Origin of the sequence: Rhizobium sp. RSm-3, assembly GCF_001854685.1 — a bacterium.
GTDB classification, from domain to species: domain Bacteria; phylum Pseudomonadota; class Alphaproteobacteria; order Rhizobiales; family Rhizobiaceae; genus Rhizobium; species Rhizobium ecuadorense.
On the sequence record NZ_MAWZ01000025.1, the window covers coordinates 13,561 to 27,358 of the forward strand.

Genomic DNA, 13,798 nt, shown 5'->3' on the forward strand with positions numbered 1-13,798 from the left:
GTTCACAGGCCCGACCGCCTCTACGCCAACCGGGCCTGTGAGTACCCAGATATTTGGTGTTGCGAAAGCGTCCCGGATCAGCCCACCGCCGTACCGCGGCGCTTCTCGATATCGGCGATGATCGCGTCCCAGTTCTCAGGGGTCAGCTCGCGCTGTTCCGGGTCGCGGGGCGCGGGGGCGACGCCGCCCTTGGCGCCGACGCGCTGACCTGTTTTGGCGTAGATGCCGACCGTGTCGTTGACAGTGCGCTTAAGCATGTCGTTCATCATGTCGGTCTGCTTGTGGAAGGCTTTTTCCTGCTTGATGCTCTGGTAGATGGCAAAGCCCGCCCAGGCCGCCCAGGACACCGCGCCGGCGATCGCGAAGGCGAGCGAGAAGCCGCCGGAGACGAGCGCTACCGTTGCGCCCGTGCGCCCGAGGAAGGTGGAATTCACCAGCATATTGGCAACGCCTGCGATGCCCTCGATCGCGCCGACCGTGTCCGCCGCGGTTCCGATACCCATGAAGATGAGATCGACCGGATCGCCCTTGCCACTGGTGAGCCCCTGCAGGAACTGGTAATATTCCACCGGCAGCCAAGCGATGCCGGCAACGGCGCCAACCGTCGTCCCGGTATTCTTGAAAAAGGCGGAGAGCACGCTGCGCTGCGCCCGCGCCAGCTCGTCGGAAACGCCGACGAGTGAACTGATCCCATCCAGCAGCGAAAAATTCGAGGCTTTGATCGCCGAGCCGAGCGCACTGCCCATGTGCGCGAGAGCGCCAAGGGCGTGCAGAACCACGATGCCGATGCTGTCCCAGGTCGGGCTCGTCATGTTGAGGCCGGCATAGATGGAGCGGGATGCGGTAAGCACCGACATCACGCCGGAAGAGAGCGCCGCCTTGTATTTGACAGGATCGACCCCTGCCGGCGCCGCCGTCGCGGTCTTGTCGATCAGCTTGGCAAGGTCGGCCTTGATCGTTTCGACGCTGCCGCCCGGTCGCATCGTCGCCCAAAGCGCGGTGAAGATCGTCGTGAAATTGGTCTTGTATTGCGCCATGGCATCGGCATTGCCCTTGAACAGGGTTTCCGCCAGCGCGTCGAGGCTCGGGGCGATGATCTTCTTGATCGCCTCTTCGGCGGTCTTGCCGTCGACGATGATTGGATCGATCACATCCGTGCCGGGCATCAGCGTCTTCATCAGGCCTGACATGGAAAGTCCCATGTCCTTGAGGCTCGATGTCAGATATTCGCTGTCGATATAGGGCAGATCGAGACTTTGGATGGTCTTGCTCCAGCCATTGTCCGTGGTGGCGAACATGCGCTCGGCGATCCAGGCGTCGCCGCCGCTGCCGGCGAAGAAGCGCCCGCCGTCTGAGCCGTTGGCGGCAATGCCCTTGCCGGCCAGCCCGGTGCCGATCATGATCGCCGCCATGACGTCGTTGAACGAATAGCTGGCGAGATTGCTGGAGGGCAGCGGCGAGACGCTCTTGTCCCACTCGGCATTGGCCGGCAACTTCGAGACCAGGCTGGCGCCCATGACGAGCCCTTCCAGCGCGGTCTGCACCGCATGGCGGTAGCCCAAGACCTCCTTGCCGCCGGGTGCGCTCAGGCGCGACGTCAGGCGCTCCAGATTGCCGGCGAGATCGCCGATGCCGATTTCTCCGGCGCCTACCTTGTCGAGCAGCGGACCGAGAAGCGCCTTGACGTCGGCCTTGAACTGATCGCGCACCTCGGGGCTGTCTGACCCGTAAAACTGGTTGGCCATCGCCTGGATGGTCGGGTTGAACAGGTGGGTGATATTGTTGGGAACGGTGCTGCCGAATTCGGAAGCGGCAACCTTTTTCAAACCGTCGAGGTCGATCTTGAGATCGGGGAACAGGCTCCCGCCGAGCCCGAGCGACTGGTCGAAATCCACAACCGGCAGGATGGAGCCGAGCCCCTTCAGTTCCCGCTCGGTCTTGTTGCCGGCCAGTCCCATGCGGATCAGGCCATCGAGCGCCGTCGTCGGATCGGAGATCGTCGGCAGCACGTTCTTGTCGAAGAATTCGGCATAGGTCTTGTCGGCAATCGCCGAGCGCTGCTTTACGAAATCGTCGGGAAGCACCATGGAATAGAAGCCGAGGGCGGCATTATATTCCTTGAGAATGGTGGTGACGTCCTTGCCGGATTTGAGACCGTCATTCAGCAGGCCGCCATTGACGATGTCGCGCTCAAAGGCATCCTCGACCTTCGTACGCAGGTCCTTCATCTTCTCGTCACGCGTTATCGTGTCGTTGATGATCTCGGAAGCGTCCTTGTTCGTATCGGGCGGCGCCACGCGATAACCGGAGAAGATCAGCTTGAAGGCCTTCAGCGCCTTCTCCGTCATCAGCGAGTTGACGTCGGGGTCCGAGCCCAGGATGGCGATCGACTTGTCGAGATCCTTCAGGATCTCCTGGTCGTTGTAGATGCCGCGCTGGTTGTCGCCGAGGCTGTCCTTGTATTGGCCGAAGGTCGCCTTGGTCTGAAGCAGATCGAGATACATGATCAGTTTCTGCTCGGCAGTGTAATTGTGAGGGTTTTTGACGACGTCGATGCTCTCGAAGGATTTGTCCTTGTCCTTCAGCCCTTCCATGAAGCCCTGATTGATCTCGCTCATGAAATCGGAATTGAACAGGAGATCGATGACCGGCTGGATCGGCGCGGTAGGGCGGGACGTGCCATTCGACGTGGCGGCCAGCGAAACGAACTTCGGACTGCTCGTCTGCGCCGATATAGAGGAGAAAATCGTCAGGGCTGCCGTCGTGGTCCCGTCAGAGGCAAAAGGCGATGCCTTCTTGACCGTGGTGCTCGTGGTTTTGCCCTGGCTCGTGGAATTTTCGGACTTTGGATCGGAATTGGCGTTTAGCCGGAGAAATGAAACCGTATCGATATCCGAAGATGCTGGTGCGATCGATGACATGCGTTCCCTTTGATTTTCTTTTTCCGCTTTTCGCGGATGACGTCGTTTACCTTACGTTAGGCATAAGATCGACCTTTGCGTGATAATTCAAGCCCGATCGCGACATCGCGGTTGCATAAAATGCAGCGGCCTCGCGCCTGGAGATCAAAAATCACATTTTTACCGAGGGGTCGCAGGGTATTTCCCAGGCTGTGGCGGTCATCGTTGCCGCCCCTCTGCCTCTACCAGATGAATGACGGGTCTGGCCCAAATTCGAGATGCACGGACTCGCCGGTGTAGCGTTCAAGCTTCTCGTTCAGCTGCTTTTCCATTTTGTCGAGCTTCTTCACGCCATTGGCCATATCCCACAGACCAAGCGCCAGCCCGACGGCCGAGGCAACGAGGCCGGTGACCAGTCCGGCCGCGGCAAGGCCGGTTTTGGCGGCGCTGCTGAAGATGGTCACGACTTCCGGCGCCACCGTTGCGAGTCCGGAAAAGGCACGGGACATGGCATTGGTCAGATAAAGCATCGCCTCGGAGAAACCGATCAGCGCGTTGCCGGTACCGGCAATGCCGCCGATTATTTCGAGCGCGCCCTTGGCGCGGTCGCCGGCCTTCATCGACCGCGACGCCGAATAGAAGCCGAGGCCGGCCATGGCGAGGCCGCCGGCCGCGCCGAGGATCTTGCCTGCCGCTTCAATCGTCTTCGGCGAGAAGTTCATCGAGATCCCCTTGCCCCAGCTGCCAGGCTGATTGCCGAAGGCGCTGAACGGTTTGCCGGCAACGTCGAGGTTCTTGCCGAGACCTTCCATCGTCATGCCGACGATCTGCGTCGCCGAGCCGACCGCGGCGGCGATATCGGCCGGCGTCCACTTGCCGCCGGCGCCGAGGCCGCGCGCCACCAGCACGCTCGACATCGTCAGCATCTGCACGGCGTGCACCAGACCGGCCTTGTACACCTCGGCATCGATGCCGGCAGGTGTCCGGGTCTGGCGCGGCAGATCGAGCGAATCCTTGAAGGAGGCGAGCGCATCGTCGAGCTTCATACCGCCGCGCACCATCCGCAGAACGCCGTCGACGTCGCGCGCTATATCCTGCGCCAGGTTCTGTTTCAGCGTTTCGCCGCCATCGGCCGGGCCGTTTTTGCTGATGAAATCCTCGGCGAACGTAGTTGCCAACTGGCTGATGGCGTCATTCGTCGCCCCGGGCTCGAAGGTGTCATCCGGCCCCGACAGCAGCGGCTCGAGATCGACACCCTGGCCGTCGCCGATATAATGTTCCTTGACGATATTGGCGAAGGTGACGTTCGCGGCGTCGAGATGCGCATCGATATAATCCTGGGGCAGGAGATCGACGAGGGTGTTGAGTTCGGAATAATAATCCTTCAGGGCATCTTCGAAGCTCTTGCCGGCGCTCAGCGCCCGGTCGATCGCCTTGCCTCCTCCGATGTCGATCAGATAGGCGTCCTCGATGTTGGTGAGCAGATCGGAATTCTCCGGTCGCTGCAGATATTCCTTCATGCCGCTCGCGAAGATATCCGAGAGATGCTGCTGCGTCGCCGGATCGGCCGTCAGCTTTTCGATCCGCGCATCGAGGTCCTTGCCGACGCGCTCGCCATCGGGCACGCTGTCGCCATACTGGTTCATATAGCCATTGAACTGCTGTTTGATCTCGATGAGATCGTAGAGCAGCGTCGCCTTCTGTTCCGGCGTCAGCTGGTCGAGGTGGTCCATGTTGTCGGGCGCGACGAAATCCCGGTTCACGTCTTCACGGCGTCGCCGAGAATGCCGTATTTGAGTTCGTCGAGCTTCTTCAGCGTCGGCTCATAGGCGGTCGACGGAGCGTAGCCGCGCAGCACCTTGCTTTCCAGGATGTCGTTCTCGTCGATCGGGCGCTCCACGACCGGCTCGATGGCATCCGAGCCCGACATGACAAGGTCCATCTTCTTGAGGCTGGATGTCAGATAGTCGCTGTCGATATAGGGCAGATCGAGACTTTGGATGGTCTTGCTCCAGCCATTGTCCTTGGTGGCGAACATGCGCTCGGCGATCCAGGCGTCGCCGCCGCTGCCGGCGAAGAAGCGCCCGCCGTCTGAGCCGTTGGCGGCAATGCCCTTGCCGGCCAGCCCGGTGCCGATCATGATCGCCGCCATGACGTCGTTGAACGAATAGCTGGCGAGATTGCTGGAGGGCAGCGGCGAGACGCTCTTGTCCCACTCGGCATCGGCCGGCAACTTCGAGACCAGGCTGGCGCCCATGACGAGCCCTTCGAGCGCGGTCTGCACCGCGTGGCGGTAACCCCAGACTTCCTTGCCGCCGGGAGCCGCCAACTGCGACGTCAGGCGCTCCAGAAGGCCGCCAAGATCAGCCTGACTGACCTCTCCGGCACCGACCTTGTCGAGCAGCGGACCGAGAAGCGCCTTGACGTCGGCCTTGAACTGATCGCGCACCTCGGGGCTGTCTCCCCCGTAAAGCTGGTTGGCCATCGCCTGGATGGTCGGGTTGAACAGGTGGGTGATATTGTTGGGCACGGTGCTGCCGAATTCGGAAGCGGCAACCTTCTTCAAACCGTCCAGGTCGATCTTGAGATCGTTGCCCGGGTCGGTTTCGGGCGTGCTCACCTTTGCATCGACCAGGATCGCGGTGGCGCCGCTTTTGCTCTGGGTAAACCCGACGAAGCCCCGCGCAGCGGAGATGTCGAGTGCCTGCCCGTTACCGCTCGGCGCGATCTTTCGTATTTCGCCGGCGTCGATGGTTTTTGTCGATGCAAAACGGCCAGTCACGTCTTTCTGGCCGAGGTCCACGACCAGGGTTTCGACCTCTTTCGATCCGCTGCCAACACGTTGCAACATGATTTCGTCACTCCTGATCGACGGCCGCACCCTGAACGGAGGCCCGGAAAGCCTCGTTAGGTCAGAAGTTTTTCAGTGATATGACAAATGGGTGCTATCGGAGCGGCAAAATTGAACCATTGACCCCCACATAGCGCTTCCAAATTATACCGCAGTACAAATGCTGGTGACACCGCAGTCGCCAAGGTGCGGCGCAATAGAGCACGGTCCCGTAGGGAATGCGCTCACGAGACAGATCGAAGTCGGTCCTCGGGCTCGGTTTTCAGACTGCATTGTCCGGCAAATCGGTATAAGCCGTCCTCTCGAACAAATCAGGAGACAACATGGAAACCGTGGAAATCAGCAGCCGCAGCGACTTCGGCCTTTGGGCAATTGAGCGGGCGCGGGAAATCGTAACGTCCGAGGGAACTGCTTTTGCGATGGCCGCTCGCGATATGGACGACGAGGCGCTTGCAAACGCTGCAGCCGCGCTAGGCAAGGCCATCAGCGATGCGATGGTGGAAGTGTTTGACGGCCTGATAGATGAATCGTGATTGTGAAGAGACAGCGGGTCACTGACCGATAAAAATTGGTCAGCACCGTCCGGGCTCGCCGTCTTCCCCTCTCATTGCAAACTGTCAGAAATTTGCATATATTTCTGACAAGAGAAATGCCATGCAAAAGCTGACATCGCAAATCATGGGACATGCTGAACGACTGCCGGAAGGATCCGCGCTTTCGGCAAAGAGCTTTTTGCATCTCGGAAATCGAGCCGCCCTGGATCGGGCTCTGTCGCGCCTGGCCGAGCGTGGCGAGCTCGTCCGGGCGGGCCGTGGTATCTATATGCGGCCCGTCAAAAGTCGCTTTGGCAGTCGGCCGCCGACGGTCGAACAGGCCGTAGAGGCGGTGGCGCAGCAGCGCGGTGAGGTCATCGTCTCGAATGGCGCCGCCGCGGCAAATGCCCTGGGCCTGACCTCCCAGGTCCCGGTCCGCTCCGTCTACCTGACATCCGGCCGTAGCCGGACGATGACCCTTGGACAGCAGACGGTCGAGCTCAAGCACGTGCCGCGCTGGCAATTGGCCTTGGCAGATCGACCTGCTGGCGTGGCGGTCCGCGCACTTGCATGGCTTGGGCCGGAGAGGGCCGATGAAGCACTGTCGCGGATCAAGCGAAAGCTGCCGCCAGACGCGTTCGGCGAGCTGGTGGCGGCGGCTCCGCAGTTTCCGACCTGGCTTGCAAGAAGCGTAGGAAAGGCTGCGCATCGCTGATCTGTTTCTGACCTTGTCAAAGGATAACCGACGCGAAGCCTTGGCGGTGGCGGCCGACCGCACCGGACGGCCCATTCATCTCCTCGAAAAGGATGTCTGGGTCGTCTGGACGCTGCAGACGCTCTTTTCGTCCAAGCTCGGTGAGCATCTCGTCTTCAAGGGCGGCACTTCGCTATCGAAAGCCTACGGTGTCATCAAAAGGTTCTCCGAGGATGTCGACCTGACCTATGATATCCGCGCCCTGGCGCCGGACTTGGTCGGCGACAATGATGAGGCGCTGCCGAAAACCCGCAGCGAGGAGAAGCGTGGACTATGACGCGGTGAGCAGCGGATCCGGTTATGTCGCCCGGAGCGTCATGCTCGAATTCGGGGACCGATCCACCGGCGAGCCGGCCAGTATTCGCGATGTCGACTGTGACGCGTCGGGTCAGGTTGATGGTGTCGAATTTCCGAAAGCGACTCCCCGCGTCATGCACGCGGAGCGGACGTTCTGGGAGAAAGCGACCGCCATCCATGTCTTCTGCCTGCAGGAGCGCCTCCGCGGTGATCGTTTTGCTCGTCATTGGCATGACGTCGTCCGGTTGAACGATGCTGGTTTCGCCGACAAGGCATTCGCGGATCGGCAGCTTGCCAATGCCGTGGCGAAACACAAATCCATGTTCTTTGCGGAAAAGGCGGCCGACCGCTCGCCCATCGACTACGCCGCAGCCGTCAATGGCAATCTGGTTCTGACACCCTCCGGAGAAGGTCTGCGCGCACTCGGTGAGGATTACGCGCGCATGGTCGACGACGGTCTGCTGCTCGGCGATTCCGAGCCGTTCGAGCACCTGTTCGAGCGATGCACGCAAATTCAGGCGCATGCCAACAAAAGCGACGCGTCAAAATAAGCAATTGCCGGCCCACAGCCGCACCTGCCCATTACTGTGAGTGCCCTGTCACCGACGCGGTTTGGCTTCGCGCCAATTATTAGGCGTTTGCTCGTGGCAGGCACCCTTGATGTGATGAGAGTGAAGCTCGGACCCGGTTATTCCGGCTCCGGCCTCGGCGAGGATGTGGCCAAATACCGCACGGGTGCGGGTTCGTTTGAGGAAAGTTGCGCCACGTAAAATGAAGATCCGGTGTGTTTGCAGTGAAGGCATTCTAATTCCCAATTTCAATCTCGCCGGAAGCCCGAGCAAGCTCAAAATCGCTGACGCGAGAATCGACACGGATGTTCCACTTGCCGCAACGGCACGCGTCCTCCCACTGGCGCGCCGCACGCTTGATTGGCTCTATTCCCGCAGGGGGGGGTCGACAAGACGAAGGTCACTTCTTGGCGTCCAGCGGATCGATGTCGCCTTTCATCAGGAAGGCCGCAATCTCGACAGGGCCAGCGCGCCCGGGCGTGACGATGATTTTTGCCATCGCCTTGTCTGAATGAAGATGCGTCGAAGCCGGCTGTGCTGCCGCAGCGATAGGCGCGCGGTGGCGGCGTGAATCGCCAAGTTGCCGCAACGGCCAGCACGAGGAACTCGACCAACGTCTCGGCGGCGAAATAGCGGAAGGTGCATTCCGGTAAACCACGGCGATCGAAACTTAAATCCGTCGCAATCTTCTCGACACTCACGTAGCATGAGCCTCGCGAACAAACGCCGCCACGCCACTATCGCAACTTCACTTCTCTTCCTCGGGATGCCGACTAACACGTTCGCCCATCCCCATATCTTCGTTGATGCAAAATTCGAGGCGGTCGCGGCGCCCGATGGAAGCCTCCAGGAGCTGCGCGACACATGGCAGTTCGATGAGGTGTTTTCGTCGTCAGTGCTGCTCGACTACGACAAGAACCGCAACAATGCCCTCGACCCTGCGGAAGTTGCTGCCGTCGCCAAAACAGTCCGGGAGTCGCTTGCGCAGTACAACTATTATATGAACATCACGATCAATGGGAAAACACTCGCGCTTGCGAAGCCGGACATCCTGCATGGGACCTATGAGAACGGCTCCCTCACCCTGTCTTTCGCACAGAAGCCAATGGCCAAGACGCCGCTCAAAGGATTGATTGTTTTCGGCGTTTATGATCCGACACTCTATACTGCTCTCGATTTTGCCAGCGATGCCGATCTGAAAATCTCGGGCGAAGGCTTTAGCGGTTGCACTCACAAAGTCGTCAGGCCTGGCTCGAAAGAAATCCTTTCCGAAAATCAGGCGATGCTGACGACGATGTTCTTCAACGATCCAGTGGGCACAGACTACTCGCAGATTGTTGCGACCCGATTGGAAGTGCGCTGTTAAGGAGTGTCGAGGCATAATTGCGAACTATCGAACCTCGTTGTCGCCTCTGTCATGATGATCGATGTCATTCAGGTCTTTGTTTACATCACGGAGAGCACCAGATGCGTTCCAGGCTCAACCTTTTGCTAGCAACGGGGTTGGTCATCCTGGCACCAATGCTGTCCGGATCAACTCCCGCACGTGCCGCGGGCAAGAGTTCGCCTTTCCCGGCTTGGATAGCAGACTACGTCGGCGACGGGAAAGGCCAGATCACGCGCGTGGTTCTGGAGCGGGCGCGGAGGTTATATCTGGAGAAGGTCGCGGAGGGAACGGTCAAGAACGCCTGTTACTTCGCAATGGATGCGACACGACCCAACGATCTGACAGTTGGCCGGTTCTACGTGATCTGCGAGGCGAAGCAGTCGTTTCGGGTGATCTCGGCAGGGCATGGTGGCGGCCTCAACCTCCCTGGCGTGGTCAACTTCTCCAACGGCCGGGAATGCGCTAAGAATTTTGGCAACGCGCTGGACTCAAACTTGACCGCCGGTGGCGCGTATCTGACAAGCGAGATCAAGACCTCGTTCAAAGGCTATTATCTGGCGCCTTCTAACAGAGAGGCGGTTTTGACCCGCTCGTTTGTTCAATTCGATGGGATCGGCGATACCGCCAACGCCAGACAACGCGCAATCGGCGGGCATGCTGCGGCGCTCGTCTCTGGGATCTGCATGCAGAAAAAGCCGGAGAGCCCATATGCCGATCGGAAAGGCTATGTCCCTGTCGGGAAGTTGGTCACCTATGCGGGCGGGCGAAGCGACGGATGCACCAGCTGGTCGCCGGAAGAGACCCCGGAAGTCTTGTCGATGGTCAAGGATAATCCGACGACGCTCTATATCTACCCGGAGGCGCGCGACATCGCCGCGGTCGGCCGGGCAACGACATCGGGCAAGTCGCCAGTAAGCGCTGGATCATACTGGAACGCTACCTGCCTTGGCGAGATCGGCTCTCCGCAGTTCTGGCCGAAAGAGCGGCTGGAGCCGATCATCGCAAGATATAAGCAGGATCATCCAGCACCACCGCCGCGTCCAATTCCCCTCTGCCAAGCATCCAATTGAAAAGCGGGTGGCATCTGAGAAAACGATCGTCGTTTTGAATGTCACCTTTAGCTTTGACGACCAAAGTCCTCTGCGTATAACATTGCTGCAGCAGCCTCCTCGTCGCCGCCAATGCTTGGAGCACACTGAGATGGAACTCGCTCGTTCTATCCTGAATGCCGCGACACTCGCAACCTTGGGAACCACAGGCACAAACACGCACGAATTTTGCTTTTCCTCGCAGGGCAAAATTATTCTGGCAGGGTGCTGCTGGCGAGCGCCCGGCAGGAGAAGCTGGAAAGTGGCAAGGTCGTGCGCGTCGACAGCACGTCACCGCCGCACTGATCCATGAGCCGAGCGACAGTAGCCTATTATGGGACGCTGTCCGGGTGACGGTGCGGCTGTTGCAGCAGGCCGTGGCACTGGGTAGCGCCATCCCATGGCACGACCACCGCCGCGCGGCAAAGAAGCGGGCTCGAGCGATCGAATACCCGCGGCCGCCCCAAACGGATCAAGCACTACCGCGAACTGCTCAAGATCACGCGCACGACCTTGAGTTATCTGCAGCAGGCGAGTGAACAGTTGCCCCTGACGGCTGGCCCGGCCGGCGAACTGTGGCAGACCCAGCTCCGCCACTATAAGCTGCTGATCGACCGGATCATCGGCCAGACCGAACGGCGGGTCCTGGCCGGCGAGCCGGTGCCGGCTGGCGAGAAGCTGGTGAGCCTCTTCGAGCCGCATGCCGACATCATCGTCGAAGGCAGCCGCGACGTCGACTACGGCCACAAACTCAATCTGACCACCGGCAGAAGCGGACTGGTCCTCGACCTCGTCGTCGAAACCGGCAACCGGCAGACAGCAAGCGTTTGCTGCCGATGCTGGAACGCCACATCGCCTTTTATGGCCAGGCGCCGCATCAGGGCCGGCTATGCCAGCCGCGATAATTTGAGCCGAGCCAAAGCCTGCGGCATCCGCGACATGGCCTTCCACAAGAAGTGCGGCCTCAAGATCGAAGATATGGTCGGTAGCCGGGGTCGATCGCAAGCTCAGAAACTTCCGCGCCGGCATCGAGGCCGGCATCTCATGTTTGAAACGCGCTTGTGGCTTGGGGCGCTGCACCTGGCGTGGGCTCGACCACTTCAAGGCTTATGTCTGGTCATCGGTGGTCGCTTACAATCTCGCCCTCTTTGCCCGCCTCCGGCCGGATCGTCGGCGTTGGTGAGGCGAACAATGCTGTCCGCGATGGCGAGGACGTTCTTCGACCGGTGGCCGACCTCCGTCAGCAGCCGATGCTCGGACGCTTCCAGCGCCTCTATCCGCCGGTACTCCGTCATGTCGATTTACGATCCAAAAAAATAAAGCATCCTTCCGTCGTCCCCATGGATGGGACTTAAATGCAAGCGGTTCCAGAACTGCTCCCCGTTCTTCTTATAATTCAAGATCTCGACGCTCACCTCCCGCTCGTCGGCGATGCAGCGCGAAGTTCGGCGACGGCGATCGGAGACGTCGCCGGGCCCTAAAGGAAACGACAATTCCGGCCCAGCACCTCTCCGGCGGCGCAACCGGTCAGCTCGAGGAATGATCTGTAGGCCAGCACGATCGGCAGATCCGGCTTGCGCGCGCCATTGACGACCATCGGCATCCTATTCGTTCGAACGCGACCGCCGCAAGTTCTTTCCGGTCGGCCAAGGCTGCTTCTGACGATACCGAAGGTAAGTCGCCGTGCAGTTGTCAAATTGGGTCGTCATGCTTCCACGCTCAATAAGAGGTCCGATAACGTCGCACGCCGTCTTTTTCCTAAAAGACGATCGACCGACTGGCCTATGCGGCAGGCTTCCCGACCAGCCCGTCCGGGAGTCACGATTCGATGGCGTTGTCATTGCGCCTGTATGGGATGAGGTAAGGCAATTCCGCTTGCGCGACCGGAAGGATCAGGCGCAGAATAAAATCATGAACCCCATTTCCACCTCCAGTCGCGCTCGGGAGCGCTTTCTCGAAGCAATCCTTCAGAGTGCCATCGAATATGCGATCATCGCCCTGGATCTCGACTCCCGAGTGATCACCTGGAATGAGGGTGCCCGCCGAATTCTCGGATGGGATGAGACCGAAATCGTCGGCCATCCCGTGGCCGTTATTTTCACTGAGGAAGACCGCGCGGCGGGCATTCCTCAACGGGAAATGACCGCCACACTGACCCAGGGCCATGGAGATGATGAGCGCTGGCACCTTCGAAAGGACGGCTCGTTATTCTGGGCGTCGGGCCAGATGATGGCGTTGAGATCGGATGATGGCGAACTCGAAGGCTTCGTGAAGATCCTCAGGGATCGAACCGAGCAGCGGGAAAATGAGGAGCGACAGCGCGTCCTGATGCACGAACTTTCTCACCGCATCAAGAACACGCTGGCAGTCGTTCAGGCGATCACCAACCAGTCATTCCGGAACGCCGCCAGCATCGAAGCCGCGGAGCAGTCGATCTCGTCGCGCATCAAGGCATATGCAAACGCGCACGATATTTTGCTGCAGAAGAACTGGTTATCCGCAGCCGTCGATACGATCATCGAAGCGACCACGGTGAATCTCGGCGTTGAACCGAGCCGCATCAAAGCAAGCGGTCCGGCAGTCAGCCTGAACCCGCAAGCGGCTCTTGGCTTCGCCCTCGTGCTGCATGAGCTTGTCACCAATGCGACAAAGTACGGGGCTCTATCAGGGGATACAGGAACTGTCGAGATCGAGTGGTCCGTGCGCAAAAATGTCGGCGACGATCGCTTCAATCTCCATTGGCAAGAGAGCGGTGGCCCAGCCGTGGAAGCCCCAAAGAAGAAGGGCTTCGGCTCCCGCTTGGTCAATACGAGCCTGTCCGCTTTCGGAGACGTCTCGTTTGACTACGCCGCAACCGGCTTCAAGCTCGACCTCGAGGCATCGCTTCAGAAACTGCAATATCAAAATTGTCCGGATCTTGAAGTATGAAGAGATGTCAAATGCTGCCCCGAGGCTCCGTGTCGTCGCCGATGCCAAGATCAGCGAAACAACTGGCCTTCATGCGCCTACTCGGCCTTCGATCTCCTGAGGAGACAGGTGGTAGATGACGAGTTTTTCGACGACGTATTCCAGGTCCTGGTCCATCCTGAGAAGGTCGGTTGATTTGCCCAGGTGGCCGCATTCACCGAGATAGTCGAAGCACATACCCCACACCGCATTGCGAAGCTTAAGAACCTTCCTCGTCGTCTCCGGCGAGAAATATGGTTCTTCACTGAAATCGAGGGCATCAGACACGTCCCGCGCTCGCCGCGACAGAGCGTCCGACGAGACCTCGAACCATCTTCCGCGAACACTTCATAGCACTGCCTGCAACGTGCTTCGCGTAGACTGCAATCTTCAGTACATCGTTAAGCGAGATGTCTTGGTCGTGTCTGAACAACACCGTAGGCATGCCGGATCCTCCGTATTCGAGATGGAAT

General features: G+C 59.7%; 10 protein-coding genes and 4 pseudogenes. 9 read left to right on the top strand and 5 right to left on the bottom strand.

The annotated features are described in order from the left end of the window. Window positions 1-77: 77 nt before the first annotated feature. Window positions 78-2,618, bottom strand: a complete 2,541-nt coding sequence (locus BBJ66_RS21460) for a hypothetical protein (RefSeq protein ID WP_225882926.1) — start codon at window positions 2,616-2,618, stop codon at window positions 78-80. 25 nt (window positions 2,619-2,643) lie between these two features. Between BBJ66_RS21460 and BBJ66_RS35405 the strand changes: the two genes are divergently transcribed. Further along, window positions 2,644-2,934, top strand: a complete 291-nt coding sequence (locus BBJ66_RS35405) for a hypothetical protein (protein ID WP_004672580.1) — start codon at window positions 2,644-2,646, stop codon at window positions 2,932-2,934. A gap of 208 nt (window positions 2,935-3,142) precedes the next feature. Here BBJ66_RS35405 and BBJ66_RS35410 read toward each other — a convergent pair whose 3' ends face one another. Together BBJ66_RS35410 and BBJ66_RS35415 are read right to left on the bottom strand one after the other, a co-directional pair. Then, window positions 3,143-4,663 carry a hypothetical protein gene (locus BBJ66_RS35410; RefSeq protein ID WP_225882927.1) on the bottom strand — a complete coding sequence of 507 codons (1,521 nt, stop codon included), beginning with the start codon at window positions 4,661-4,663 and terminating at the stop codon, window positions 3,143-3,145. 134 nt (window positions 4,664-4,797) lie between these two features. Further along, a pseudogene (locus BBJ66_RS35415) lies at window positions 4,798-5,751 on the bottom strand (hypothetical protein); the annotation flags it as partial. Window positions 5,752-6,074: 323 nt separating this feature from the next. Here BBJ66_RS35415 and BBJ66_RS21470 point away from each other — a divergent pair. The 7 genes and pseudogenes from BBJ66_RS21470 to BBJ66_RS21500 all read left to right on the top strand — a co-directional run. After that, on the top strand, window positions 6,075-6,284 hold the full coding sequence (locus tag BBJ66_RS21470) for a hypothetical protein (RefSeq protein ID WP_004672578.1): 210 nt from the start codon (window positions 6,075-6,077) through the stop codon (window positions 6,282-6,284). A 121-nt stretch (window positions 6,285-6,405) separates the two neighbouring features. Then, complete coding sequence (locus tag BBJ66_RS21475; protein WP_012489450.1) at window positions 6,406-6,999, top strand: DUF6088 family protein; 594 nt, start codon at window positions 6,406-6,408, stop codon at window positions 6,997-6,999. Then, window positions 6,992-7,886: pseudogene (locus BBJ66_RS21480) on the top strand (nucleotidyl transferase AbiEii/AbiGii toxin family protein). Before BBJ66_RS21475 ends, BBJ66_RS21480 begins: the two are co-directional and overlap by 8 nt. A 93-nt stretch (window positions 7,887-7,979) precedes the next feature. Next, window positions 7,980-8,105 carry a hypothetical protein gene (locus tag BBJ66_RS35660; RefSeq protein ID WP_257784634.1) on the top strand — a complete coding sequence of 42 codons (126 nt, stop codon included), beginning with the start codon at window positions 7,980-7,982 and terminating at the stop codon, window positions 8,103-8,105. A gap of 505 nt (window positions 8,106-8,610) precedes the next feature. Beyond that, window positions 8,611-9,270 (top strand): DUF1007 family protein, encoded by a 660-nt coding sequence (locus tag BBJ66_RS21490; protein ID WP_071089672.1) that lies wholly within the window; start codon window positions 8,611-8,613, stop codon window positions 9,268-9,270. Between the two features lie 101 nt (window positions 9,271-9,371). Next, the gene (locus BBJ66_RS21495) at window positions 9,372-10,361 is read left to right on the top strand and encodes a hypothetical protein (RefSeq protein ID WP_012489447.1); all 990 of its coding nucleotides are present in this window, start codon (window positions 9,372-9,374) and stop codon (window positions 10,359-10,361) included. Between the two features lie 240 nt (window positions 10,362-10,601). Then, a pseudogene (locus BBJ66_RS21500) lies at window positions 10,602-11,562 on the top strand (ISNCY family transposase); the annotation flags it as partial. On the opposite strand, the pseudogene BBJ66_RS34275 reads toward BBJ66_RS21500, so the two are convergent. Then, window positions 11,540-12,068, bottom strand: a pseudogene (locus tag BBJ66_RS34275) (PAS domain-containing protein); the annotation flags it as partial. The pseudogenes BBJ66_RS21500 and BBJ66_RS34275 sit on opposite strands and share 23 nt — an antisense overlap. 222 nt (window positions 12,069-12,290) lie before the next feature. Between BBJ66_RS34275 and BBJ66_RS21505 the strand changes: the two are divergent. Continuing rightward, on the top strand, window positions 12,291-13,307 hold the full coding sequence (locus tag BBJ66_RS21505; RefSeq protein WP_012489446.1) for a sensor histidine kinase: 1,017 nt from the start codon (window positions 12,291-12,293) through the stop codon (window positions 13,305-13,307). 69 nt (window positions 13,308-13,376) lie between these two features. Here BBJ66_RS21505 and BBJ66_RS35420 read toward each other — a convergent pair whose 3' ends face one another. After that, complete coding sequence (locus BBJ66_RS35420) at window positions 13,377-13,613, bottom strand: hypothetical protein (RefSeq protein WP_049731160.1); 237 nt, start codon at window positions 13,611-13,613, stop codon at window positions 13,377-13,379. Window positions 13,614-13,798 lie beyond the last annotated feature (185 nt).